This window comes from Streptomyces sp. SA15 (assembly GCF_002291145.1).
GTDB lineage: Bacteria > Actinomycetota > Actinomycetes > Streptomycetales > Streptomycetaceae > Streptomyces.
Genome location: NZ_NTGE01000069.1, coordinates 1 through 21,571, shown reverse-complemented (window position 1 = coordinate 21,571; position 21,571 = coordinate 1). Strand labels below are relative to the sequence as shown.

Annotated in this window: 23 protein-coding genes; 15 read left to right on the top strand and 8 right to left on the bottom strand. The window is 70.6% G+C overall.

The window, feature by feature from the left end; translation table 11 throughout:
- Positions 1-775: LamG domain-containing protein (locus CLM62_RS11795; RefSeq protein WP_306457904.1), on the top strand; the 775-nt coding region annotated here is incomplete at its 5' end.
- A 9-nt stretch (positions 776-784) separates the two neighbouring features.
- Here CLM62_RS11795 and CLM62_RS11790 read toward each other — a convergent pair.
- Positions 785-2,185: a cytosine permease gene (locus CLM62_RS11790; RefSeq protein ID WP_095749782.1), complete on the bottom strand. Its 1,401-nt coding sequence runs from the start codon at positions 2,183-2,185 to the stop codon at positions 785-787.
- A gap of 127 nt (positions 2,186-2,312) precedes the next feature.
- A complete protein-coding gene (locus CLM62_RS11785) occupies positions 2,313-2,705 on the bottom strand; it encodes a PLD nuclease N-terminal domain-containing protein (RefSeq protein WP_095749781.1) in 393 nt (130 codons plus the stop codon).
- Positions 2,706-2,792: 87 nt separating this feature from the next.
- Here CLM62_RS11785 and CLM62_RS11780 point away from each other — a divergent pair, with 87 nt between their 5' ends.
- The 9 genes from CLM62_RS11780 (at position 2,793) to CLM62_RS11740 (ending at position 10,135) form a co-directional block, all read left to right on the top strand.
- Positions 2,793-4,244: a menaquinone biosynthesis decarboxylase gene (locus CLM62_RS11780; protein ID WP_095749780.1), complete on the top strand. Its 1,452-nt coding sequence runs from the start codon at positions 2,793-2,795 to the stop codon at positions 4,242-4,244.
- A complete protein-coding gene (mqnP, locus tag CLM62_RS11775) occupies positions 4,241-5,143 on the top strand; it encodes a menaquinone biosynthesis prenyltransferase MqnP (protein WP_095749779.1) in 903 nt (300 codons plus the stop codon). Before CLM62_RS11780 ends, mqnP begins: the two co-directional genes overlap by 4 nt.
- Before the next feature lie 47 nt (positions 5,144-5,190).
- Positions 5,191-5,871, top strand: coding sequence for a UbiX family flavin prenyltransferase (locus tag CLM62_RS11770; RefSeq protein WP_095749778.1), 681 nt, complete (start codon positions 5,191-5,193; stop codon positions 5,869-5,871).
- Between the two features lie 66 nt (positions 5,872-5,937).
- Positions 5,938-6,393 carry an Lrp/AsnC family transcriptional regulator gene (locus CLM62_RS11765; protein ID WP_095749777.1) on the top strand — a complete coding sequence of 152 codons (456 nt, stop codon included), beginning with the start codon at positions 5,938-5,940 and terminating at the stop codon, positions 6,391-6,393.
- A 38-nt stretch (positions 6,394-6,431) separates the two neighbouring features.
- Positions 6,432-7,595 (top strand): aminofutalosine synthase MqnE, encoded by a 1,164-nt coding sequence (mqnE, locus tag CLM62_RS11760; protein WP_095749776.1) that lies wholly within the window; start codon positions 6,432-6,434, stop codon positions 7,593-7,595.
- Between the two features lie 138 nt (positions 7,596-7,733).
- Complete coding sequence (locus tag CLM62_RS11755) at positions 7,734-8,396, top strand: UdgX family uracil-DNA binding protein (protein ID WP_095749775.1); 663 nt, start codon at positions 7,734-7,736, stop codon at positions 8,394-8,396.
- A gap of 55 nt (positions 8,397-8,451) precedes the next feature.
- Complete coding sequence (locus CLM62_RS11750; protein WP_095749774.1) at positions 8,452-8,976, top strand: GNAT family N-acetyltransferase; 525 nt, start codon at positions 8,452-8,454, stop codon at positions 8,974-8,976.
- Between the two features lie 80 nt (positions 8,977-9,056).
- Positions 9,057-9,365, top strand: coding sequence for a DUF4229 domain-containing protein (locus tag CLM62_RS11745; RefSeq protein WP_095749773.1), 309 nt, complete (start codon positions 9,057-9,059; stop codon positions 9,363-9,365).
- Positions 9,366-9,472: 107 nt separating this feature from the next.
- Positions 9,473-10,135, top strand: coding sequence for a TetR/AcrR family transcriptional regulator (locus CLM62_RS11740; RefSeq protein ID WP_095749772.1), 663 nt, complete (start codon positions 9,473-9,475; stop codon positions 10,133-10,135).
- On the opposite strand, the gene CLM62_RS11735 is transcribed toward CLM62_RS11740, so the two are convergent.
- The gene (locus CLM62_RS11735; protein ID WP_095749771.1) at positions 10,117-10,971 is read right to left on the bottom strand and encodes a MaoC family dehydratase; all 855 of its coding nucleotides are present in this window, start codon (positions 10,969-10,971) and stop codon (positions 10,117-10,119) included. The two genes, CLM62_RS11740 and CLM62_RS11735, sit on opposite strands and share 19 nt — an antisense overlap.
- A 283-nt stretch (positions 10,972-11,254) precedes the next feature.
- Between CLM62_RS11735 and CLM62_RS11730 the strand changes: the two genes are divergently transcribed.
- On the top strand, positions 11,255-13,180 hold the full coding sequence (locus tag CLM62_RS11730) for a long-chain fatty acid--CoA ligase (protein ID WP_095749770.1): 1,926 nt from the start codon (positions 11,255-11,257) through the stop codon (positions 13,178-13,180).
- A gap of 51 nt (positions 13,181-13,231) precedes the next feature.
- Here the strand turns inward: CLM62_RS11730 and CLM62_RS11725 are convergent, their stop codons facing one another.
- A complete protein-coding gene (locus CLM62_RS11725) occupies positions 13,232-13,645 on the bottom strand; it encodes an SgcJ/EcaC family oxidoreductase (protein WP_095749769.1) in 414 nt (137 codons plus the stop codon).
- 173 nt (positions 13,646-13,818) lie between these two features.
- On the opposite strand from CLM62_RS11725, the gene kstD reads away from it, so the two are divergent.
- Positions 13,819-15,600 carry a 3-oxosteroid 1-dehydrogenase gene (kstD, locus tag CLM62_RS11720; RefSeq protein WP_095749768.1) on the top strand — a complete coding sequence of 594 codons (1,782 nt, stop codon included), beginning with the start codon at positions 13,819-13,821 and terminating at the stop codon, positions 15,598-15,600.
- Positions 15,601-15,761: 161 nt separating this feature from the next.
- Here kstD and CLM62_RS11715 read toward each other — a convergent pair whose 3' ends face one another.
- Genes CLM62_RS11715 through CLM62_RS11705 form a run of 3 tightly spaced genes read right to left on the bottom strand, consistent with a single transcriptional unit; the run spans position 15,762 to position 17,474 of the window.
- Positions 15,762-16,409 carry a class I SAM-dependent methyltransferase gene (locus CLM62_RS11715; RefSeq protein ID WP_095749767.1) on the bottom strand — a complete coding sequence of 216 codons (648 nt, stop codon included), beginning with the start codon at positions 16,407-16,409 and terminating at the stop codon, positions 15,762-15,764.
- Positions 16,410-16,467: 58 nt separating this feature from the next.
- Positions 16,468-16,782, bottom strand: coding sequence for an AzlD domain-containing protein (locus CLM62_RS11710; RefSeq protein ID WP_095749766.1), 315 nt, complete (start codon positions 16,780-16,782; stop codon positions 16,468-16,470).
- Positions 16,779-17,474, bottom strand: coding sequence for an AzlC family ABC transporter permease (locus CLM62_RS11705; RefSeq protein ID WP_095749765.1), 696 nt, complete (start codon positions 17,472-17,474; stop codon positions 16,779-16,781). The genes CLM62_RS11710 and CLM62_RS11705 overlap by 4 nt, the downstream gene beginning before the upstream one ends.
- Positions 17,475-17,544: 70 nt before the next feature.
- On the opposite strand from CLM62_RS11705, the gene CLM62_RS11700 reads away from it, so the two are divergent.
- On the top strand, positions 17,545-18,114 hold the full coding sequence (locus CLM62_RS11700; RefSeq protein WP_095749764.1) for a helix-turn-helix domain-containing protein: 570 nt from the start codon (positions 17,545-17,547) through the stop codon (positions 18,112-18,114).
- Between the two features lie 103 nt (positions 18,115-18,217).
- Here the strand turns inward: CLM62_RS11700 and CLM62_RS11695 are convergent, their stop codons facing one another.
- Positions 18,218-18,421: a cold-shock protein gene (locus CLM62_RS11695; protein ID WP_003992177.1), complete on the bottom strand. Its 204-nt coding sequence runs from the start codon at positions 18,419-18,421 to the stop codon at positions 18,218-18,220.
- Positions 18,422-18,712: 291 nt separating this feature from the next.
- Between CLM62_RS11695 and CLM62_RS11690 the strand changes: the two genes are divergently transcribed.
- Together CLM62_RS11690 and CLM62_RS11685 are read left to right on the top strand one after the other, a co-directional pair.
- On the top strand, positions 18,713-19,561 hold the full coding sequence (locus tag CLM62_RS11690; RefSeq protein WP_095749763.1) for a menaquinone biosynthetic enzyme MqnA/MqnD family protein: 849 nt from the start codon (positions 18,713-18,715) through the stop codon (positions 19,559-19,561).
- A 63-nt stretch (positions 19,562-19,624) separates the two neighbouring features.
- Complete coding sequence (locus CLM62_RS11685) at positions 19,625-21,334, top strand: serine/threonine-protein kinase (RefSeq protein ID WP_095749762.1); 1,710 nt, start codon at positions 19,625-19,627, stop codon at positions 21,332-21,334.
- Positions 21,335-21,571 lie beyond the last annotated feature (237 nt).

Sequence of the window (21,571 nt, the reverse complement as noted above, 5' to 3'; positions counted from 1 at the left end):
GGTCGCCGCGATCGGCGTCGGCGCCGGCTTCTGGCTCAACCGGCCCGCATCCGACGACGAAGGCGACGAAGGCAACGCAGGCGAGGCCAGCGACAAGGACAAGGGCACCGGCGCCAGCACCTCCCCCTCCCCCTCCCCCTCCCCCTCCACCCCCCGCCTAGCCCAACCCATCGGCATCTGGCCCCTCGACGAGCCCTCCGGCGCCCTGGCCCGTGACACCGTCCGCGGCAACGACGGCACCGCGACCGATGTCCGCTGGCGGGCCGGAAACGGCGGCGCCGCCGAGTTCGACGGGACCCGCAGCCAGATCGTCACCGAGGGTCCGGTGCTGAGGACCGGCGCCGGCCGCAGCTTCACGGTCGCGGCCTGGGTCTACCTCTCCACCGAGCCGGGCTACTTCGCGACCGCCGTCAGCCAGGACGCCACCGAAGCCGGCGGCGCCAGCGGCTTCTACCTCCAGTACTCGAGAGACGAGAAGCGCTGGGCCTTCGCCCGCCCCGGCCTGCGTGCGGTCGGCTACTCCGTGCCCGCCGTGGACACCTGGACCCATCTGGTCGGCGTCTGCGACGGCCCCCGCCGCAAGCTGCGGCTGTACGTCAACGGCGTCCAGGAGGCGGAGACCGACGACACCAAGCCGACCCCCGCCCCCGGCGGCCTCATGATCGGCCGCGCGACCTTCAACGGGCAGCCCACTGACTTCTTCCCCGGCGCCATCAGAGACGTACGGGTCTTCGACCGGGCCCTCACCGCCGCCCGCATCAAAACCCTCCAGTGAGCAGTCTCCTCAGACCCGCGACCCCAGCCGCCCCCGCAGCACCCCGTAAACCCCCGCACTCACCACAAACCCGACCAGACACGTGATGTCCCCGAACGACGGCCACTGCTCCGGCACCCAGCCCACGTACTTCTCCTGGTTGGAGAAGAAGGGCACCGACACCACGATGCCGGTCAACAGCGCTGTGATGCCCGGCCAGTTGGTGAAGGTCCGGTCGCCCAGCCGCCCCGCCAGGTCCTCGTCCGTCGCCGTACGGCCCTGGAGCCACCGTTCCACCAGCACGACCCCCAGCCACGGCCCCACCCAGTAGGCGATGACCAGCAGGAACGCCTCGTACGCGTGCCCCGCGTCCGCCAGTGACGACCACGCCGCCGCCGTACCGGCCAGACCGCACAGCACGACGATCGCGCTGCGGCCCAGCCACGGCGGGAGCTTCAGGCCCAGCGACGTGATCGACATGGCCGACGAATACACATTGATCGCGTTGGCGGAGACCGCGCCGAGGATGATGGCCAGCAGGACCAAGTTGCTGAGCCAGCCCGGGAGGTGGCCCGTGAAGGCCGCCGTCGGGGTCGCGTCCTCGGGCGCGACGATCGTCGCCGACGCCGCGCCGATCACGGACACGACCGCGATCGACACGAACAGGCCCAGCGCCGGGTACAGGACCGTCTTGAAGCGGCTCGCCGTACGGGGGAGATAGCGGGAGTAGTCCGAGGCGCCCGGGTTCCAGCCCGCCGCGTAACCCCAGGCCGCGCTGAAGGCGAGCAGGAAGCCGCCGATGCCGCCGGCGCCGCCCGGTCCGCCGAGGTCGGCCTCCTGGAAGGTCCACACGCCGGCCAGCAGGAAGACGACCGCCAGTGCCGGGAAGGCGTATTTCTCGAAGGCGTGGACGAAGTTGTGGCCGATGAAGCCGATCACGATCTCGGCGGCCACCACCAGCAAGAGAGAGGGGAGTGGGCGTAGGCCCGTCAGCGTGTTGAGCGCGAAAGCCGCGCTCACACTGTTGACGGCGAACCAGCCGACGCCCGCGACAAGCGCGTTCACACCCGACGGCAGCAGATTCCCCCGGAAACCGAAGGAGAAGCGGCCGATCGCCATCTGCGGGACGCCGAAGCGCGGGCCGTCCAGGGACAGGATCCCGTGGGTGAGCGATCCGAGCGCGGTGCCGAGCAGCAGCGCCGCCGTCGCCTGCCAGAAGTTCAGGCCGAAGAAGAGGACCGAGATCACGCCGATGTAGACCGTCGCGAACTCGATGTTCGGGGAGGCCCACGTCCACAGCAACTGGAGCGGGCTGCCGTGCCGTTCGGCGTCGGGGATCGGTTCCGAGCCCGCCGTCTCGACGGCGATGACCTTGTCACCGTAAGCGGGGGTGAGCGTGGTGCCGGTGGAGTCGGCGGGAGCAGTCGTCATGCGAGGTAAGTGTCCGGCCCGCGCCCGCCCCGGCCCAGGGGCGCATTGTCCGCTTCCGGAGCCTCACCGGCGTACAACCTGTAGGCACGCCGGAGGCACATGGACGCACCCGGAGGCGCCGACGGCGTCAGTCGCCCTTCGGATCCTCGCCGCCGTCCCGCTTGTCCCGGTCCTTCTCGTCCTTGCCCTTGCCCTTGTCGTCCCCGTCCCCGACCCCGTCCTCGTCCCTGAGGGACTTGAGGAACTCGGGATTGTCATCAGGCGCGACCCACTGCCGGCCGCCGCCGCCCCGGTTCCACGGCGTGCCGACGGAGCCGAGGGCGCCGCTCGCCGTGGCCGGGTGGCGCTTCTTGCCGGCGATGAGCCAGGAGATCGAGCCGACGAGCGGGAACAGCAGCACGAGGAGCGCCCACAGCGGCTTGGGGATGTGCTGGACGTCCTCGTCCTTCGTGCTGATGCAGTCGATGAACGCGTAGATGCTCAACGCCAGTGGGACGAGGAACATGAGCACCCGGAGCATGGGGCCTCTCAGCGAAGTGGTCGTCGGGGCCACGGTCACGGGCCCCAGGTACAGGGCCAGGGTAACGGCTCGGGGATACTTGACCCCATGGCTTACGACGATCTTCGCTCCCTGCTCAGGACGCTGGAGCGCGAGGGCGACCTCAAGCGCATCAAGGCCGAGGTGGATCCGTACCTGGAGGTCGGGGAGATCGTCGACCGGGTGCAGAAATCCGGTGGCCCCGCGCTCCTCTTCGAGAACGTGCGGGGCTCGTCGATGCCCCTCGCGATGAACGTCTTCGGGACCGACCGCCGGCTGCTGAAGGCCCTGGGCCTGAAGTCGTACGCGGAGATCAGCGAGAAGATCGGCGGCCTGCTGCGGCCGGAGCTGCCGCACGGCTTCGTCGGCGTGCGCGAGGCCTTCGGCAAGCTGGGCGCGATGGCGCACGTGCCGCCGAAGAAGGTGAAGGACGCTCCTGTGCAGGAGGTCGTGCTGCGGGGCGACGAGGTGGACCTCGACGCGCTGCCCGCCCTCTTCACCTGGCCCAAGGACGGCGGCTCCTTCTTCAACCTGGGGCTCACGCACACCAAGGACCCGGAGAGCGGGATCCGCAACCTCGGGCTGTACCGCCTCCAGCGCCACGACCGGCGCACGATCGGCATGCACTGGCAGATCCACAAGGACAGCCGGAACCACTACCAGGTGGCGGCCAGGCGCGGGGAGCGGCTGCCGGTCGCCATCGCCTTCGGGTGTCCCCCCGCCGTCACGTACGCCTCCACCGCGCCCCTGCCCGGCGACATCGACGAGTACCTCTTCGCCGGGTTCATCGCGGGAAAGCGCATCGAGATGGTCGACTGCAAGACGGTCCCGCTCCAGGTGCCCGCGCAGGCGGAGGTGGTCCTGGAGGGCTGGCTGGAGCCGGGCGAGATGCTGCCCGAGGGTCCCTTCGGTGACCACACCGGTTTCTACACGCCGCAGGAGCCCTTCCCCGCCCTGACGATCGACTGCGTGACGATGCGGAAGCGGCCGTTGCTTCAGTCGATCGTCGTAGGCAGGCCCCCGACGGAGGACGGACCGCTCGGCCGTGCGACGGAGCGGTTCTTCCTCCCGCTGCTGAAGATCATCGTGCCGGACATCGTGGACTACCACCTGCCGGAGGCAGGCGGCTTCCACAACTGCGCGATCGTCTCCATCGACAAGAAGTACCCGAAGCACGCGCAGAAGGTGATGCACGCGGTCTGGGGCGCCCACATGATGTCCCTCACCAAACTGATCGTGGTCGTCGATTCCGACTGCGACGTCCACGATCTGCACGAGGTCGCCTGGCGCGCGCTCGGCAACACGGACTACGCGCGCGACCTCACGGTCGTCGAGGGCCCTGTCGATCACCTCGACCACGCCTCCTACCAGCAGTTCTGGGGCGGCAAGGCGGGCATCGACGCGACGAAGAAGTGGCCCGAGGAGGGCTACACGCGGGACGGCGGGTGGCCGGACATGGTGGAGTCCGACCCGGAGACGGCGGCGACGGTGGATCGCCGCTGGAAGGAGTACGGCCTGTGAGCAGCGCTTCCGCCGCGATCCCGCAGCCGGGACGCACCAAGGCCTTCCTGCGCCTGGTGATGATCGAGCACTCGGTCTTCGCCCTGCCCTTCGCCTACATCGCCGCCCTCACCGCGATGTTCCAGTGGGACAAGAACATCCACTGGGGCCGGCTGTTGCTGGTCACCGTCGCCATGGTGGGCCTGCGGACGTTCGCGATGGCGGTCAACCGGATCATCGACCGGGAGATCGACGCCCGTAACCCCCGTACGGCGCAGCGCGAGCTGGTCACGGGTGCGATGTCGGTCCGCCACGCCTGGACGGGCGCGCTGGTCGCGCTGGTCGTCTTCCTCGGCGCGGCGGCCCTGCTCAACCCCCTCTGCCTGGCCCTGGCCCCCATCGCGGTGATCCCGATGGTGGTCTACCCCTACGGCAAACGCTTCACGAACTTCCCGCAGGCCATCCTGGGCCTCGCCCAGGCGATGGGCCCGATCGGCGGCTGGCTGGCGATCACCGGCGAGTGGTCCTGGGACGCGGTGATCCTCGGTCTGGCGGTCGGCGTCTGGATCGGCGGCTTCGACCTGATCTACGCCTGCCAGGACGTGGAGACGGACCGCGAGATCGGCGTCATGTCGGTCCCGGCCCGCTTCGGCATCCCGGCGGCGATCTGGGGGGCGCGGGTCTGCCACACGGTGACGACGGCACTGTTCGTCTGGTACGCCCTGACCACCGACGCGGGCACCTTCTTCTGGTTCGGCCTGCTGATCGTCGCGGGCGCGTTCGTCTACGAGCACAACATCGTCCGCCCGCACGACCTGTCCCGTGTGAACCGGGCGTTCTTCAGCGTCAACGGGTTCATCGGAATTGCCCTCTTTGTGTGCGCGCTGCTGGATCTGCTGGTGCGCGGACTGACGGTCTGAAAAGGTCGCGGTCCGAATCATGAGAGCTGACGGATAGGCTCGACACCATGAAGCCAGGACAGACGCAGCGCACGCCTTGGATCGTGGGGGTGTCGGGAGCGTCCGGTACGCCGTACGCGGCCGCTGTGCTGCGTGCGCTGCTGGAGGCGGGGGAGCGCGTCGACCTGGTGGTCAGCCGGGCCTCACGGCTCACGCTGCTCGACGAGACGGGCATCTCCTTCCGGGACGCCCACTGGCAGGACGACCTGCGGGAATGGCTGTCGCGGGGGGCCGACGGCAAGCCGGACACCTTCCAGGTGGACATCGGCGGTGTACGGCACTGGAGTGCCGGCGACCTCGCGGCCGGGCCGTCCTCCGGGTCGTACCCCTCGAAGGGCATGCTGATCGTCCCCGCCTCCACCGCCTGCGTAGCCGGAGTCGCCCTCGGCCTCTCCAAGGACCTGCTGCAACGGGCCGCGAGCGTCACCCTCAAGGAGCGCCGCAAGCTGGTCGTGGCCGTCCGGGAGACCCCCCTCAACGGGCAGACACTGCGGCACCTGGTGACCCTGGACGACGCCGGCGCCAGCGTGGTGCCCGCCTCACCCGGCTTCTACGCGGGCGCCACGCACATCCAGGACCTGGTGGACTTCGTCGCCGGACGGGTCCTCGACGCGGCGGGCGTCGAGCACGGGCTGTACCGCCGCTGGAAGGGTGAGCTGGGCCGCGGCGACGCAACCCGTACGACGTGAACGCCATCTGAGTAAGTCGCAGTACCTCTCAACACTCCAGAACTTTCACCGGAAGGCTTCGATCGCATGGACGCGGTGGACAGGCAGCTCATCCAGGCCCTGAGGGAGAACGGCCGGGCCTCCTACGCCGAGCTGGGGCGCCTCGTCGGACTGTCGGGACCCAGCGTCACCGACCGCATCAACCGGCTGGAGGCGGCCGGCGTCATCACCGGCTACCGCGCCACCGTCGACGCCGCCTCGCTCGGCCTCGGCGTCACCGCCCTGATCGGCATCTCGCTCTCCGACGCCGCCGACCACGAGGACGTGGCGGCGAGGATGAAGGACCTCAGCGAGATCGAGGACTGCTGGTTCATCGCCGGCGACGACTCGTTCATGCTCAAGGTGCGGGCGAACAACGTGGACGGGCTGGAGAAGATCATCCGGCGGTTGTCCGGGACGAAGGGCGTGTCTCGGACCCGTACCACCATCGTGCTCTCCACGAAGTGGGAGAACCGGGTGGGTGAACTGCCCGAAGAGGTCTAGGCGTACGGTTGGTCGAGTTGTCGGAGAAAGGTGTGGGCATGGACGTCGGGCTCAAGCGCGAGCTGGAGGAGAAGGTCCGCTCCGGTGAGCGGCTGACCCGCGAGGACGGCATCGCGCTGTACGAGTCGGACGACCTGGCCTGGCTCGGCGGCCTCGCGCACGAGGTGCGGACGCGGAAGAACGGCGACGTCGTCCACTTCAACGTCAACCGCCACCTCAACATGACCAACGTGTGCACCGCGTCCTGCGCCTACTGCTCCTTCCAGCGCAAGCCGGGCGAGAAGGACGCGTACACGATGCGCATCGAGGAGGCGGTCAAGCTCGCCAAGTCGATGGAGGGCGAGAACCTCACCGAGCTGCACATCGTGAACGGGCTGCATCCGAATCTTCCCTGGCGGTACTACCCGCGGTCGCTGCGCGAGCTCAAGGCCGCTCTCCCGAACGTCTCGCTGAAGGCCTTCACGGCCACCGAGATCCACCACTTCGAGACGATCAGCGGGCTGAGCGCTTCGGAGATCCTGGACGAGCTCATCGACGCGGGCCTGGAGTCCCTCACCGGCGGCGGCGCCGAGATCTTCGACTGGGAGGTCCGGCAGCACATCGTCGACCACCGCACCCACTGGGAGGACTGGTCGCGCATCCACCGGCTGGCGCACGAGAAGGGGCTCAAGACCCCGTGCACCATGCTCTACGGCCACATCGAGGAGCCCCGCCACCGAGTCGACCACGTGCTCAGGCTCCGCGAACTCCAGGACGAGACCGGCGGCTTCCAGGTCTTCATCCCGCTGCGCTACCAGCACGACTTCGTGGACATGAAGGACGGCAAGGTGCGCAACCGCCTTCAGGCGCGGACGCAGATGGCGACCGGCGCGGAGGCCCTGAAGACCTTCGCGGTCTCGCGGCTGCTGTTCGACAACGTCCCGCACGTCAAGGTCTTCTGGGTCATGCACGGCGTCCAGACGGCCCAGCTGGCCCTCCAGCACGGCGCCGACGACATGGACGGCTCGGTCGTCGAGTACAAGATCACCCACGACGCCGACAACTACGGCACGCCGAATAAATTGACGCGCGAGGACCTGCTGGACCTCATCAGGGACGCGGGCTTCCGCCCGGTGGAGCGGAACACGCGGTACGAGATCATCCGGGAGTACGACGGCCCGGACCCGTTGCGCCGCGAGTCCCCCCAGCCGATGCGGGTGTGATTTCAGGGAGCGGGACTGTCCCGACCTTTAAGGGGCGCGGGGCTGTATCGATATGCGGCTCCGCCGCGTGGGCGCGCCAGCCCCCACACACCCGCAGACGACATGGGTCCGAGTCCCCACGGCGGGTACTCGGGCCCCATGGTGACCACCCGAGCGCCTGAGGACGCCTACACCGCACAACCGTTCGTCCCCGAAGGGGCACGCGGTCTCCCCGCCCTACGCCGCGCCGCCGCCGAATGCAGGGGCTGCCCCCTGCACCGCAACGCCACCCAAACCGTCTTCGGCGCCGGAAACAAGGACGCCCGCGTCATGCTCGTCGGCGAGCAGCCCGGCGACCAGGAGGACCGCCAGGGCAAACCGTTCGTCGGCCCGGCAGGGCGCATGCTGGACCGCGCGCTGCAAGAGGCCGGCCTGGACCCGGCGGACGCGTACGTCACCAACGCCGTCAAGCACTTCAAGTTCACCCAGGCCGAGCCCCGCAAGCGCCGGATCCACAAGGCGCCGACCCTGCGGGAGATGACCGCGTGCGGGCCGTGGCTCGCGGCCGAGCTGGCGATCGTGGAGCCCGAGCTGATCGTGATCCTGGGCGCCACGGCCGGCAAGGCGCTGCTCGGGTCGTCGTTCCGGGTCGGGGAGGCGCGCGGGGCGGTACTGGAGCGGGAGATTCACGGGCGGCCGGAGAAGCTGGTGGCGACCGTGCACCCGTCCTCCGTGCTGCGGGCGCAGGACGACAAGGACCGGGAGGCGGCGTACCGAGGGCTGGTGTCGGACCTGAAGGTGGCAGCCCGGGCGCTGTCGTAGCCGTCGTAATGGCAGCCCTCGTAATGGCAGCTGTCGTAATGGCTACGATGTCTCGGTGTCCCTTACCTTCACTCTCGACCCCGCCGTCACTCCTGCCCTCCGCGACGGCATCCTCGACCTGTGGGCCGACGTCTCCAACGCTGGAGGCGCCGTCGGCTTCGTACCTCCGGTGGCCCGCGACACCATCCGGCCGGAACTGGTGAAGCACTTCGTCGGGATGGCCGAAGGACGCACCCGGCTGCTCGTCGCGCACGACGAGGCCGGTCAGGTCGCCGCCACCGCCTTCTTCACCTTCAACACCCACCGCCTGATGACGCACTGGGTCTGGCTGTACACGGTGATGGTGCACCCGCGCCACCAGGGCAAGGGATACGGCCGTGACCTGCTGGCCGCCGCCGCGGACGCGGCCCGCACCTTCGAGGGCATCGAGGCGATCCGGCTCACCTGCCGCGGCGGCCTCGGCCTGGAGCGCTTCTACGGCTCCTGCGGCTACAAGGAGGTCGGCCGCATACCCGGCGCGATACGGGTCGCGCCCGGGGACGACCGGGACGACGTGATCATGCTGCTGCCGCTCGCCTGACCCCCTTCGAAGATCGCGGGTCCGGCGTGCTTCACTGGACGGGATTGTTCAAACCGTTCGAAACGGAAGAGTGGATTGAGATGCTCCGCTACACGCTGATGCGCCTCGGGATCTTCGTGGGCTGCCTCGTGGTCGTCTGGGGCCTCGTCTACTCCGGTGTCGTCCCGCGTGGCCTCGGCGACTCCAACGGCATGTGGATCATCCTGCTCTCCCTCCTCATCTCGGCCCCGATCAGCTTCGTGGTGCTGCGCAAAGAGCGGGACCGCGCGTCGATGCAGGTCGTGCAGAAGGTGGACAAGATCAAGACCAACCTGGAGGCGAACCGCAACCAGGAGGACGGCGCCGACGACGCCGCCCGGTCGCAGGGACAGGCCCCCCAGGCGTCGTAGGGACAGGCCCCAGGCGTCGTAGGCCAGGCTCCTCAGGCCGCGTGGGCGACAGATCGCAGGCCGCGTAGAGGCGTTGCGCGCGCCCGCGTCCAATTACGCTTCCGGTTATGGGTGCCGTGAAGAGCAAGCGCATGCCGCGTGCCGTCCGTGAGCAGCAGATGCTGGACGCCGCCGTACGGACCTTCGGGCAGCGCGGGTACATGGCCGCGTCGATGGACGAGATCGCCGAGCTCGCGGGCGTGTCCAAGCCGTTGGTGTACCTGTACCTGAACTCGAAGGAAGACCTCTTCACCGCCTGCATCCGCCGCGAGGCGAAGGCACTCACCGAGGCCGTCCGCGCCGGTGTCGACCCTGCTCTGCCCGCGGACCGCCAACTCTGGGACGGGCTGCGGGAGTTCTTCACGCACACCGCGCAGAACCCGGACGGCTGGTCCGTGCTGCACCTCCAGGCCCGCACCCACGGCGAGCCGTTCGCCGCCGAGGTCGCCGCGATGCGCGAGGAGCTCGTCGCGTTCGTGACCGGGCTGATCGTCGTCGCCGCCCGCGAGGCGCACCGCGACCCCGACCTGCCCGAGCGCGAGGTCGCCGGCCTCGCCGAGGCCCTGGTGGGGGCGGCCGAGTCGCTGGCCGCGTGGGCCAACGCCACCCCCGGCATCACCGCGAGACAGGCCGCGGCGACCCTGATGAACTTCGCCTGGGCGGGGCTGGGCAACCTCATGACGGGCAGTCCGTGGTCCCCGCCCGACCCACCTCACGAGACGAGCGGGTAGACGCCTCCGGTCACGTGCACCCGGTCCCCGCCGCGCAGCTCGAAGAGCCCGCCCTCCGCCGCGTACGTCACCGTCCCCGGCAGGGGCACCGGCGCCCGGAAGCCGGCCCGCACTACAACGGCCGCCGGTGTGCCGTGCGCGGCGACGCAGCGGGCCACGGTCCACATGCCGTGCGCGATGGCCCGGGGGAAGCCGAACAGGCGGGCGGTGAGCGGGTGGAGGTGGATGGGGTTGCGGTCACCGGAGACGGCGCCGTACCGACGCCCGACGTCCCCGGCGAGCCGCCAGTCGGCCACGGCGGGCAATGGCTCGCGTGCCGCCGGTTCCTTCCGTTCCGCAGGTTCGGAGCTTGTACGGCTGCCCGTGCGGTGCCGGGCCAGATACGTGCTCCTCGACTCCCACACGACCTCGCCCCCCGCCCGCACCTCGCTGACCACGGCCGCCTCCGTGCCCCGCCGGTGCGGGACCAACTCATCGATGTGCACGGAGAGTTCGTACTCACCGGTCGCCGCCAGCGCCCGCCGCTGCGTGATCTCGATCGACGTGTGGACGAGCCCGAGCAGCGGCAGCGGGAAGTCCCGTCCGCTCATCAGCCGCATGGCCAGCGGGAAGCCGAGTACGTGCGGATACGTCACCGGCAGCGCGTCGTCCCCGGTCGCGAACCCGCACACCCGCTCGTAGGCGGCCAGCCGCGCGAGGTCGATGCGCACGCCGGGCAGCACGAGTCGGGTGCGGGGGAACTCCGCGTCCGGTCGCGGCCGTTTGAAGGGGGAGAGCAGGGCGCCGCGGGCCAGGAGGGGCGGGAGGGAAGGGGCCTGGGGCAGGGTGATGGTCACTACGTGTCTCCCACCTCGGTTTCTTCTGGCTTACTCCGAAGTAAGGTTACCCGAGGTAATGACACGCGTAACTGACAAAGGCTCACCTTGCGGACGAGGTTGCACAGGCCTGACTCCGGACCGCCCCCGAACCCGCACGAACCCCCCACGTGAGCCCCCTAGGATCGCCGTCCTAACCGGCGGTAACTCACCGAGCCGCACACCGCAGGTGAACGCGCCGGTACGCACCGCGCGTACCACATGCAGCAGAGCGGTACCCAGCTGCACGCCCCAGGAGCTGCCCATGTCCCTCTCCTACGCATCCGGCCACGACTACGACGGCGCGCCCGTGCTCGTGGAACCGGAGATCCGGCGTCTGGACGGGGAGGTCCGCGAGGTCTCGGTGCCGCCGCTCGTCCCGCCGGCGACGCACGGCTCGCTCGCCGACCTGCCCTTCGACAACGCGAGCGAGGCTCCTCAGGACCGGGTGCTGAGCCGCCGTACGGAGAACGGCGAGTGGGTCCATGTCACGGCGGCGGAGTTCGCGGCGCAGGTGATGGCCCTGGCCAAGGGGCTGATCGCGGAAGGGCTGGTGCAGGGGGACCGGATCGCCATCATGGCGCGGACGACGTACGAGTGGACGCTCCTCGACTTCGCCGCGTGGGCTGCCGGACTGGTCACCGTGCCGATCTACCCCACCTCCTCCGTCTTCCAGACCCGGTGGATCCTCCAGGACTCGGGCGCGGTCGCCCTGGTGACGGAGGAGGTCGGCCAGGCGTCGGCGCTGGGCCCGGAACTCAACCGCCTGCCCGACCTGCGCCACATGTGGATCATCGAGAAGGGGCACCTGGACCGGCTGGCGGAGCTCGGCGCCCAGGTACCCGATCAGGAGATCGCCGTACGGCGCGGGGTGCTGGTCCCGGACACGCTCGCCACCGTCGTCTACACCTCCGGCACCACCGGCCGCCCCAAGGGCTGCGTGCTCACGCACGGCAACTTCCTCGCGGAGATCGACAACGCGATCGAACTCCTCTACCCCGTCTTCAAGAGCAAGGACAAGGACAAGTCGACCGAGGACCTCGCCACCCTCCTCTTCCTCCCCATGTCGCACGTCTTCGGCCGCATGGTGGCGATCGCCTGCGTCCGCGCGCGGGTGCGGGTCGGCCACGCGCCGAGCCTGCAGTCGGAGGACCTCGTGGCGGACCTCGGCAGCTTCAAGCCGACCTTCCTGGTGGTCATCCCGTACATGCTGGAGAAGGTCTTCAACAGGGCGCGCGCCAAGGCGGAGAGCGGCGGCCGGGCGACGGTCTTCGACCGCGCGGCGAGCGTGGCCCGCCGCTACGGCGAGGCCGTGGAGGCACGCAAGCATGGCACCGGTTCCGGCCCGAGCCCCGCGCTGAAGGCGGCCCGCTCCTTCTACGACCCCCTCGTCTACCGCCGTATCCGCAAGGCCATGGGCGGCAGGGTCCGCCACATCATCTGCGGCGGCTCCCCGCTCGGCCGCGACCTCGAGGCTTTCTACGCGGGCGCCGGCATGGAGATCTACGAGGGTTACGGCCTGACCGAGTCGACGGCCGCGGCCACGGTCACGCCGCCGCTCAAACCCCGGCTCGGCACGGTGGGTTGGCCGATGCCCGGCACCAAGGTCCGGATCGCGGCGGACGGCGAGATCCTGCTCAGCGGCGGCCAGGTGTTCCGCGGCTACTGGGACCCGTACGGCGGCGGGGTGATCCCGGCCTCCACCGACGGTTGGTTCCCGACGGGCGACATCGGACGCCTGGACGACGAGGGCTATCTGACGATCACCGGCCGCAAGAAGGAGATCATCATCACGGCAGGCGGCAAGAACATGGCCCCCGCCCCCCTGGAGAACTGGCTCCGCTCCCACCCCCTGATCTCCCACTGCCTCGTCCTGGGCGACCGCCGCCCCTACATCTCCGCCCTGATCACCCTGGACATGGACGGCGTCAACCACTGGCGCCAGATGAACGGCAAGCACCCGGTACCGGCCGAACTCATAGTCAACGACGAGGAGTTGAGGGCCGTCCTGCAAAGGGCCGTGGACGACGCCAACAAACTCGTCTCCCGCCCCGAGTCCATCCGCCGCTTCACCATCCTCCCCGTGGACTTCACGGAACAGGCCGGCCACCTCACCCCGTCGATGAAACTGCGGCGCGAGGTGGTCATGCGCGACTTCGCGCAGGAGGTGGAGGGGCTGTACGCGAAGTAGCGGTGATCGAAGCTGGGGGTCGAGCGGCGGACGGCCCAGGCGGCCGCGTACTCACACCGAGTCGATCACCTCGGTGTTCTGGCAGGCGGTCAGGCGCCACTCGCCGTCCTCCTTGGACATCACGTACATCGGGCTGCCCGGGTTGCCGAGCGGCTTGCCCTCGGGTGTCCAGTACTGGGCGCGCACCTTCACGGCGGCCACGTCGGGGCGGATGAACAGCACGTGCTCCACCTCGTAGGTGACCGTCGAGTCCCGCATGGCGCCGGGCAGCACCTGATGAGTAAAAGCCGAGATCTCGTCCCGCCCGAAGAGCCGTCTGCCGTGCCCCGTCGTCCAGATCGCGTCCGCCCGGAACAACCCCGCGAACTCGTCCGGGAGTTCGTGCCGCTGGGAGTGTTCGACCCTGGCCACCACCTGAGCGATGGCCTCGACATCGGCCGCGTGTGTCTGCTGTGTTGTGGTCATGGGGTCGATGCTCGTACCTCAAGTTTGGTTGAGGTCAAGGCCGTTCCGGCCGAGTAGTGGCCCTCCCTTGACTTCCCAAGACCCCCGCGCGACATTCCCGTCCCCTCGTTCGTTTCCGTCGTTGGTTCCCGTCGTTCGTTCCCGTCGTTCGTTCCGAGTGGACTGGAGTGGCCATGACCACGAGCGCGAAATCCGCAGGACTTGCTGGTTCCCCTTCCCGAAGACGCCTGTTGGCCGGTGCCGCCGGTGCCGGGCTCGCTGTTGCCCCCGGGGTGCGACAGGGCGCCCGGGCCGCCGACTTACCCCTTCTCGGCACGTACGACGTCGTCGTCATCGGATCCGGTGCGGCCGGGATGACCGCCGCGCTGACCGCCGCCCGGCAGGGGCTGAGCTGTGTCGTCGTGGAGAAGGCGGCCACCTTCGGCGGCTCGGCCGCGCGGTCCGGTGCCGGGATCTGGGTGCCGAACAACCCGGTGATCCTCGCGGCCGGCGTCCCCGACACCCCCGCCAAGGCCGCCGCCTACCTCGCCGCCGTCGTCGGCCCGGACGTGCCCGTCGACCGGCAGCGCGCCTTCCTCGCCCACGGCCCCGCCATGATCTCCTTCGTCATGGCCCACAGTCCCCTCCGTTTCCGCTGGATGGAGGGGTACAGCGACTACTACCCCGAGCTCCCCGGCGGCCTCCCGAACGGCCGCTCCATCGAACCCGACCAACTCGACGGCAACCTCCTCGGCGCCGAACTCGCCCGCCTCAACCCGCCGTACCTGGACGTCCCCGCCGGCCTGGTCGTCTTCAGCGCCGACTACAAGTGGCTCGCCCTGACCGCCGTCAGCGCCAAGGGCGTCGCCGTCGCCGCCGAGTGCCTGGCCCGCGGCACGAAGGCCGCCGCGCTGGGGCAGAAGCCGCTCACCATGGGCCAGTCGCTGGCCGCGGGCCTGCGCCTCGGGCTTCGGGCCGCCCGGGTGCCGGTGTGGCTCGGAACCCCGCTCACCGAGCTGTACGTCGAGGGCGGGGCCGTGTCCGGTGCCGTCGTCACACGGGACGGCACGCCGGGACTCGTCCGCGCCCGCCGAGGCGTGATCGTCGGCTCCGGCGGCTTCGAGCACAACGCCGCCATGCGCGAGCGGTACCAGCGGCAGCCCATCGGCACCGACTGGACGGTCGGCGCCAAGGAGAACACCGGCGACGGCATCCGCGCGGGGGAGCGCCTCGGCGCCGCCCTCGACCTGATGGACGACGCCTGGTGGGGTCCGGCCATCCCGCTCCCCGACCAGCCCTACTTCTGCCTCGCCGAACGCACCCTCCCCGGCGGCCTGCTGGTCAACGCCGCCGGCCGCCGCTTCGTCAACGAGGCCGCCCCCTACAGCGATGTCGTCCACACCATGTACGAGCGGAACCCGACCGACCCCGACATCCCGGCCTGGCTGATCACCGATCAGAACTACCGCAACCGCTACCTCTTCAAGGACGTGGCCCCGACCTTCCCGTTCCCGGACGACTGGTACACCTCCGGCGCCGCACACAAGGCCTGGACCCTCGACGCCCTGGCCACCGCCATCGGCGTCCCCGCAGCCGCCCTCCGCGCCACCGTCGACCGCTTCAACTCCCTCGCCCTGCACGGCAAGGACACCGACTTCCAGCGCGGCGACAGCGCCTACGACCACTACTACACGGACCCCGCCATCCTCCCCAACTCCTGCCTCGCCCCCCTGTGGCTGCCCCCGTACCACGCCTTCCGCATCGTCCCCGGCGACCTCGGCACCAAGGGAGGCCTGCGCACCGACGCCCGCGCACGGGTCCTGCGCCCGGACGGCTCGGTGATCCCCGGCCTGTACGCCGCCGGGAACGCCAGCGCCGCCGTGATGGGCCACAGCTACGCGGGCGCGGGCTCGACGATCGGCCCGGCGATGACGTTCGGGTACATCGCGGCGCGGGACATCGCCGGAGCGTCCTAGTGCCCCGACAGGCAACGTTCGCCCCGTCGCGACGCCCGGCACGCACTCTCGCCGCACCGGCCGAAAGCCCAAGTACGTCCAGTACGAGGGCTTCCGGCCGGCACGCCGAGAGCACGCACCGGACGCCGCTCCTCAACGGGCAAACGTTGCCTGCCGGGGCACTAGACGGACTTCCTCGCGATCAGGAACGCCTGCGGAGTCGGCTCCGCGCGCGGCTCGTCCGGCGCGCGTACCGTCCGGGAAACGAGGGTGAATCCGGCCGCCGTCAGCAGGCCGGAGACGCGGTCCGGCTGCCGTCGCTGGAAGTCGAGCGACACCTGGTGGCCGAAGGGCCGGTCGTGGTGCTTCGGCTCGTCGCCGACCTGGAAGGCGACGAGCAGGTGGCCGCCCGGCGCCAGGACCCGGAGGAACTCGGCGAAGAGGTCGGGGAGCCGGTCCACAGGGGTGTGGATGGAGGAGTACCAGGACACGACGCCGGCCAGTGCGCCGTCCGGAAGGTCCAGCTCCAGCATCGAGCCCTGCTCGAAGCGCAGTCCCGGGTTCTCACGGCGGGCGATCGCGAGCATCGACTCCGACAGGTCGAGCCCGAAGACGGAGAGACCGAGGGCGGCGAGGTGGGCGGTCACCCGGCCCGGCCCGCAGCCCAGGTCGGCCACCGCGGCGCCCTCGCCCACCAGTTCGGCGAACGCGGCCAGCACCGCCCGGTCCAGCGGTGTGGCCGCGAGCACATCGCGGAACATGACGGCGTAGTCCTCGGCGATGGCGTCGTAGAACGTGCGTGTGGTGGTCAGGAAGTCGGTCTCGGTCATGGGCGGACCTTATCGACCGTCACTGACAATCGACCGGGCTCCAGGTCACTCGGACTCCTCACCCCACCCCCGCCCACCGCAACACCGCCGTACTCGCGGCAGCGCCCAGCACGACCACCGCGAACGGCGCCCGCCGCCACGCCAGTACGCCACCCACCAGCACCCCGGCCGGCCGCGCCCACCCCGCGAAGCCCCCGCCCTCGGTCAAGGCCCCCGTGGCCAGCAGCGCCACCAGCAACACCACCGCACCGGCAGACAGCAGCTCCTGCGTCCGCGCCGGGAGTTCGACCCGTCCGTGCAGTACCGGCCCGACCAGCCGGAAGGCGTACGTCCCGACCGCCAGCGCCAGAATCACGGCGACCGTCGCGCTCATGCCGCACGCCCCTTACGGCCGCCGTACAGGGCGAGCCCCGCCAGCGCCACCAGCACCGGCACCCCCGCCGGAACGGCCGGCGTCACCGCCAGCGCCAGGGCGGCGCCGAGCAGCACGGAGCGCCGTACGGCCGAGTCCGCGCGCAGGGCGGGCAGCACCAGCGCGACGAGTACGGCGGGGAAGGCGGCGTCCAGGCCGTACGTGCCCGTGTCGCCCAGCGCGCCGCCGGCCAGCGCCCCGGCCAGGACGCCCGCGTTCCACACGGCGAACATTCCGAGCCCGGAGATCCAGAAGGCCGCCCGCCGCCGTGCCGGATCCGGCTGGGCGAGGGCGAAGGCGACCGTCTCGTCGGTCACGAGGTGCGCGCCGAGGAGGCGGGCGAGCCGGCCGCGGCCGATCGTCTCCGCGACCGCCAGGCTGAAGGCCGCCGTACGGGTGTTGAGCAGCAGCCCGGTGGCCGCCGCGGCGACCGGACCGCCCCCGGCGAGCAGCACCCCGACCGCGCTGAACTGGGCCGAGCCCGCGTACACGACGAGCGACATCACCACCGGCACCCACACCGGCAGGCCGCCGGTGACGGAGATCGCACCGAAGGAGACGCCGACGACGCCACTGGCGAGCCAGACGAGGGACGCGTCCCGGATCAACTCCGGGTACCGCGCGACGCGGGATGTTCGCTCTGTCGTACGCATGTTCTCTACAGTGGACAGAAGAAGTCATGTTCGTCAAGCCGAACAATCGTACCGATGGAGCGAACGCACCATGTCCGACAGCGCGCCCCCGCCCCGGCTCCCCCTCGACTGGATCGCCGCCTCCCTGCGCCGCGAACGCACGCGCGCGGGGCTGTCCCTGTCCGAACTGGCCAAGCGGGCCGGCATCGCGAAGTCGACGTTGTCGCAGCTGGAGGCAGGGAGCGGGAATCCGAGCGTGGAGACGCTCTGGGCGCTGGCGGTGGCGCTCGGGGTCCCGTTCAGCGCGCTGGTGGAGCCGCCGGCGCCGTCTGTGCAGGTGATCCGTGCGGGGCAGGGGCCGGCGGTCGGGTCCGAGCGGGCCGATTTCGTGGCCACGCTGCTGTCCGCCAGCCCGCCCGGCGCGCGGCGGGACATCTACCACCTGAGGGCCGAGCCGGGCGCGACACGCGAGTCGGAGCCGCATATTCCGGGCTCGGTGGAGCACCTGATCGTGAGCACGGGGAGGGTGAAGGCGGGGCCGCGGGGCGAGGAGGCGGAGCTGGAGCCCGGGGACTACATGACGTACCGCGGGGATGTACCGCACTCGTACGAGGCGCTGGCGCCCGGGACGACGTTCGTGCTGGTCATGCAGCACGTGTGAGGGGTCGGCCGGGGGCGGGAAAGGCAGGAGCCCCGCTGCCTTGCGGCACGGGGCTCCTTGGGTACTGCTATTCGTTCCGGATCAGAGCTTTGGGCTCATGAACTCAGACAGGGGTGACGTTCTCCGCCTGCGGGCCCTTCGGGCCCTGGGTGACGTCGAAGGAAACCTGCTGGTTCTCCTCCAGCGAGCGGAAGCCGCTCGCGTTGATCGCGGAGTAGTGGACGAAGACGTCGGGGCCGCCGCCTTCTTGGGCGATGAAGCCAAAGCCCTTTTCGGCGTTGAACCACTTCACGGTTCCGGTAGCCATAAGCCCTCCTTGGGCCCAAAGGGTTGCCCTGCTCCAGAACCCTGCAAGTGTGAAAACAAGATGCCGCACAACTCTGCATACGTCTGAAAACGACTAGAGCCCGCGGTTACATGCTCCGCAGGCTCTGTACTGCAAGGGAAACCAAACTGCAACTTGCGGCGAGCCTAGCACGCGGGCAGCCGGATGCAATAGAGGTCAAGATCACGTCACCCGGATGTTTGAATGTCCGGTGAAGGGGTTGACAGTGGGGTCGGAGTCCGGAGCGTACCCCACGGGGTCTAGTCTCGCGATGTGGACAATTCACGCACCCGGCCGCGCGTCGGGCACATCCAGTTCCTGAACTGTCTGCCCCTGTACTGGGGGCTCGCGAGGACGGGCACGCTCCTCGACTTCGAGCTGACGAAGGACACCCCGGAGAAGCTCAGCGAGCAGCTGGTGCGGGGAGACCTCGACATCGGTCCCATCACCCTGGTCGAGTTCCTCAAGAACGCGGACGACCTGGTCGCCTTCCCGGACATCGCGGTCGGCTGCGACGGCCCGGTCATGTCCTGCGTGATCGTCTCCCAGCTCCCGCTGGAGCGGCTGGACGGCGCCCGGGTCGCCCTCGGCTCGACCTCGCGCACCTCCGTACGCCTGGCCCAGCTGCTGCTGTCCGACCGCTACGGCGTACGGCCCGACTACTACACCTGCCCGCCCGACCTCAGCCTGATGATGCAGGAGGCCGAGGCGGCGGTCCTGATCGGCGACGCGGCGCTGCGGGCCAACCTGCTCGACGGGCCGCGGTACGGGCTTGAGGTGCACGACCTCGGCACGCTGTGGAAGGAGTGGACCGGGCTGCCGTTCGTCTTCGCGGTCTGGGCGGCCCGGCGTGACTATGCGGAGCGCGAGCCCGTCATCACCCGCAAGGTGCACGAGGCCTTCCTCGCCTCCCGCAACCTCTGCCTGGAGGAGGTCGGCAAGGTCGCCGAGCAGGCGGCCCGCTGGGAGGCCTTCGACGAGCAGGTCCTGGAGCGCTACTTCACCACCCTCGACTTCCGCCTCGGCGGCCCCCAGCTGGCGGCGGTCGCCGAGTTCGCCCGCCGGGTGGGGCCGACGACGGGCTTCCCGGCGGATGTGAAGGTGGATCTGCTCCAACCCTGAGCCGCCAGGGCGTGGCGCACTACCCTGCTGGGGACTTGAGGCGTACGGGGGAGGGGTGACGCCATGCAGCCGCTCGGTGTCGACGAGCCGACCGTCGTGGGGCCCTACCGGCTGCTCGGCCGGCTCGGTTCCGGCGGTATGGGCCGGGTCTACCTCGGCCGCACCGGCGGCGGCCGCACGGTCGCCGTCAAGATCGTGCACCCGCACTTCGCGCTGGACGAGGAGTTCCGCGCACGCTTCCGCCGCGAGGTGGAGGCCGCCCGGCGGGTCGGCGGCGCCTGGACGGCACCCGTCCTGGACGCGGACCCGGAGGCGGCGGTGCCGTGGGTGGCCACGGCCTACGCGGCGGGCCCGTCGCTGTCGGCCGCGGTCGCGGAGGGCGGCCCGCTGCCGGCCCATACGGTACGGGTGCTGGGGGCGGGGCTGGCCGAGGCGCTGGCGGCGGTGCACGAACTGGCGCTGGTGCACCGGGATGTGAAGCCGTCGAACGTGCTGCTGACGCTGGACGGGCCGCTGCTCATCGACTTCGGTATCGCACGTGCCATGGACGGTACGGCGTCCCTGACGTCCACCGGTGTGTCCATCGGTTCGCCCGGCTACATGTCGCCCGAGCAGATACTCGGCAAGGGGGCGACGGGCGCGGCGGACATCTTCTCACTGGGCGCGGTGCTGGCGTACGCGGCGACCGGCGAGCCGCCCTTCCGGGGGGACTCCTCTGCCGCGCTGCTCTACAAGGTCGTCCACGAGGAACCCGAGCTGGGCTCGCTGGACGGAGAGTTGCGCTCGCTGGCTCAGGCGTGCCTGGCGAAGGAGCCGGGCGCGCGGCCGACACCGGTCGAGGTGGCCCGGCGGCTGGCTCCCGAGGGCGCGGCCCGGCTGGTCGCCGGCGGGTGGCTGCCGGGGGTGCTGGTGGAGCAGGTCAGCCGTAGTGCCGTACGGCTGCTGAACCTGGAGACGGTTCAGGAGGCTTCGTCGGGGCCTGTGGGGTTCAGCAGGGCTTCGCAGGGGGCGGAGGGCTTGACTGCCGGTGCGGAGAGGGGTGGACCTACTGCCGGGGAGCCGGTTGTCGGGGCGTTCGGGCCGCCGCCGGTCATGGGGGCGGCTGCGGGAGTGTCAGATGTGCGGGATCCGCACGCGCGGGACACGGCTCCCTCCTCCGGACGCTCCGGACCCTCCGACCGTCGGCCGGGCAGGGTCTCCGTCTCCGTTTCGGCGACCACGGAGCCCAAGTCCGATGGGCGCGGGCGGCGGTTGAGCTGCACGGTGGCCCTCGCCGTCGCCGGAGCGATGGCCGCGGTGATGGTCGGATCGGCGTTCCTGTTCGACCTGCTGCCGGGCAACCGCGGTGGCGACGGGGGCAGTTCCGACGCCGGCGCCAACTCCTCGACGCCGAGCGCAAGTGCGAGTGACGGCGGACCGACCGCCGTTCCCGCCGCTTACCTGGGCACGTGGGAGGGCCAGGCCTCCGCGCTCGACGGCACCCTGCCCATGGGGACCTTCCGGCTGACCGTGCAACGGGCCGGTGTGGGCGAGAAGTTGGGGATGCTCCGGCATACGGACGTGCTCGGCGGTGTCTGCGACGACGTCCTGACCCTGAAGCGGGTCACGAAGAAGCAGGTCGTCGCTACCGCCGTAGGGGCCGAGAGGAATCGGGGCGTGTGTTCCCAGGCCGCGCACACGGTCCGCCTCACGCCGGTCGGCGACGATCTCAACTACGAGTCGGACAGCGCGGACTCGGGGCGGCCCCGGGCGCGACTGTCGAAGGTCGAGTAGCACGGCACGTCCGCTCCGGGGTACGGGACCCCGCCGGGCGGCACCCCGGCCCCCGGTCCGGGGTACGGAACGCCCGCCCCGGGATACGGCACCCCGCCCGGCGGTTCCCCCGCCCCGGGCCCGGCCGGGTACGGGTATCCGCCCGCCGGAACCCACCCGGCTCCGGCCCCGCATCCCGGACACGGCGGCCCCGGCACCCCGCTCGCCGGCACCGTCCATCTCGGCGCGCAAGGCGGT

Bases quoted from the DNA above. Each gene is read 5' to 3' on its own strand.
- CLM62_RS11790 (WP_095749782.1), bottom strand. From the start codon at position 2,185: ATGACGACTGCTCCCGCCGACTCCACCGGCACCACGCTCACCCCCGCT.
- CLM62_RS11785 (WP_095749781.1), bottom strand. From the start codon at position 2,705: ATGCTCCGGGTGCTCATGTTCCTCGTCCCACTGGCGTTGAGCATCTAC.
- CLM62_RS11780 (WP_095749780.1), top strand. From the start codon at position 2,793: ATGGCTTACGACGATCTTCGCTCCCTGCTCAGGACGCTGGAGCGCGAG.
- CLM62_RS11770 (WP_095749778.1), top strand. From the start codon at position 5,191: ATGAAGCCAGGACAGACGCAGCGCACGCCTTGGATCGTGGGGGTGTCG.
- CLM62_RS11765 (WP_095749777.1), top strand. From the start codon at position 5,938: ATGGACGCGGTGGACAGGCAGCTCATCCAGGCCCTGAGGGAGAACGGC.
- mqnE (WP_095749776.1), top strand. From the start codon at position 6,432: ATGGACGTCGGGCTCAAGCGCGAGCTGGAGGAGAAGGTCCGCTCCGGT.
- CLM62_RS11755 (WP_095749775.1), top strand. From the start codon at position 7,734: ATGGTGACCACCCGAGCGCCTGAGGACGCCTACACCGCACAACCGTTC.
- CLM62_RS11745 (WP_095749773.1), top strand. From the start codon at position 9,057: ATGCTCCGCTACACGCTGATGCGCCTCGGGATCTTCGTGGGCTGCCTC.
- CLM62_RS11740 (WP_095749772.1), top strand. From the start codon at position 9,473: ATGGGTGCCGTGAAGAGCAAGCGCATGCCGCGTGCCGTCCGTGAGCAG.
- CLM62_RS11730 (WP_095749770.1), top strand. From the start codon at position 11,255: ATGTCCCTCTCCTACGCATCCGGCCACGACTACGACGGCGCGCCCGTG.
- CLM62_RS11725 (WP_095749769.1), bottom strand. From the start codon at position 13,645: ATGACCACAACACAGCAGACACACGCGGCCGATGTCGAGGCCATCGCT.
- kstD (WP_095749768.1), top strand. From the start codon at position 13,819: ATGACCACGAGCGCGAAATCCGCAGGACTTGCTGGTTCCCCTTCCCGA.
- CLM62_RS11715 (WP_095749767.1), bottom strand. From the start codon at position 16,409: ATGACCGAGACCGACTTCCTGACCACCACACGCACGTTCTACGACGCC.
- CLM62_RS11710 (WP_095749766.1), bottom strand. From the start codon at position 16,782: ATGAGCGCGACGGTCGCCGTGATTCTGGCGCTGGCGGTCGGGACGTAC.
- CLM62_RS11705 (WP_095749765.1), bottom strand. From the start codon at position 17,474: ATGCGTACGACAGAGCGAACATCCCGCGTCGCGCGGTACCCGGAGTTG.
- CLM62_RS11700 (WP_095749764.1), top strand. From the start codon at position 17,545: ATGTCCGACAGCGCGCCCCCGCCCCGGCTCCCCCTCGACTGGATCGCC.
- CLM62_RS11695 (WP_003992177.1), bottom strand. From the start codon at position 18,421: ATGGCTACCGGAACCGTGAAGTGGTTCAACGCCGAAAAGGGCTTTGGC.
- CLM62_RS11685 (WP_095749762.1), top strand. From the start codon at position 19,625: ATGCAGCCGCTCGGTGTCGACGAGCCGACCGTCGTGGGGCCCTACCGG.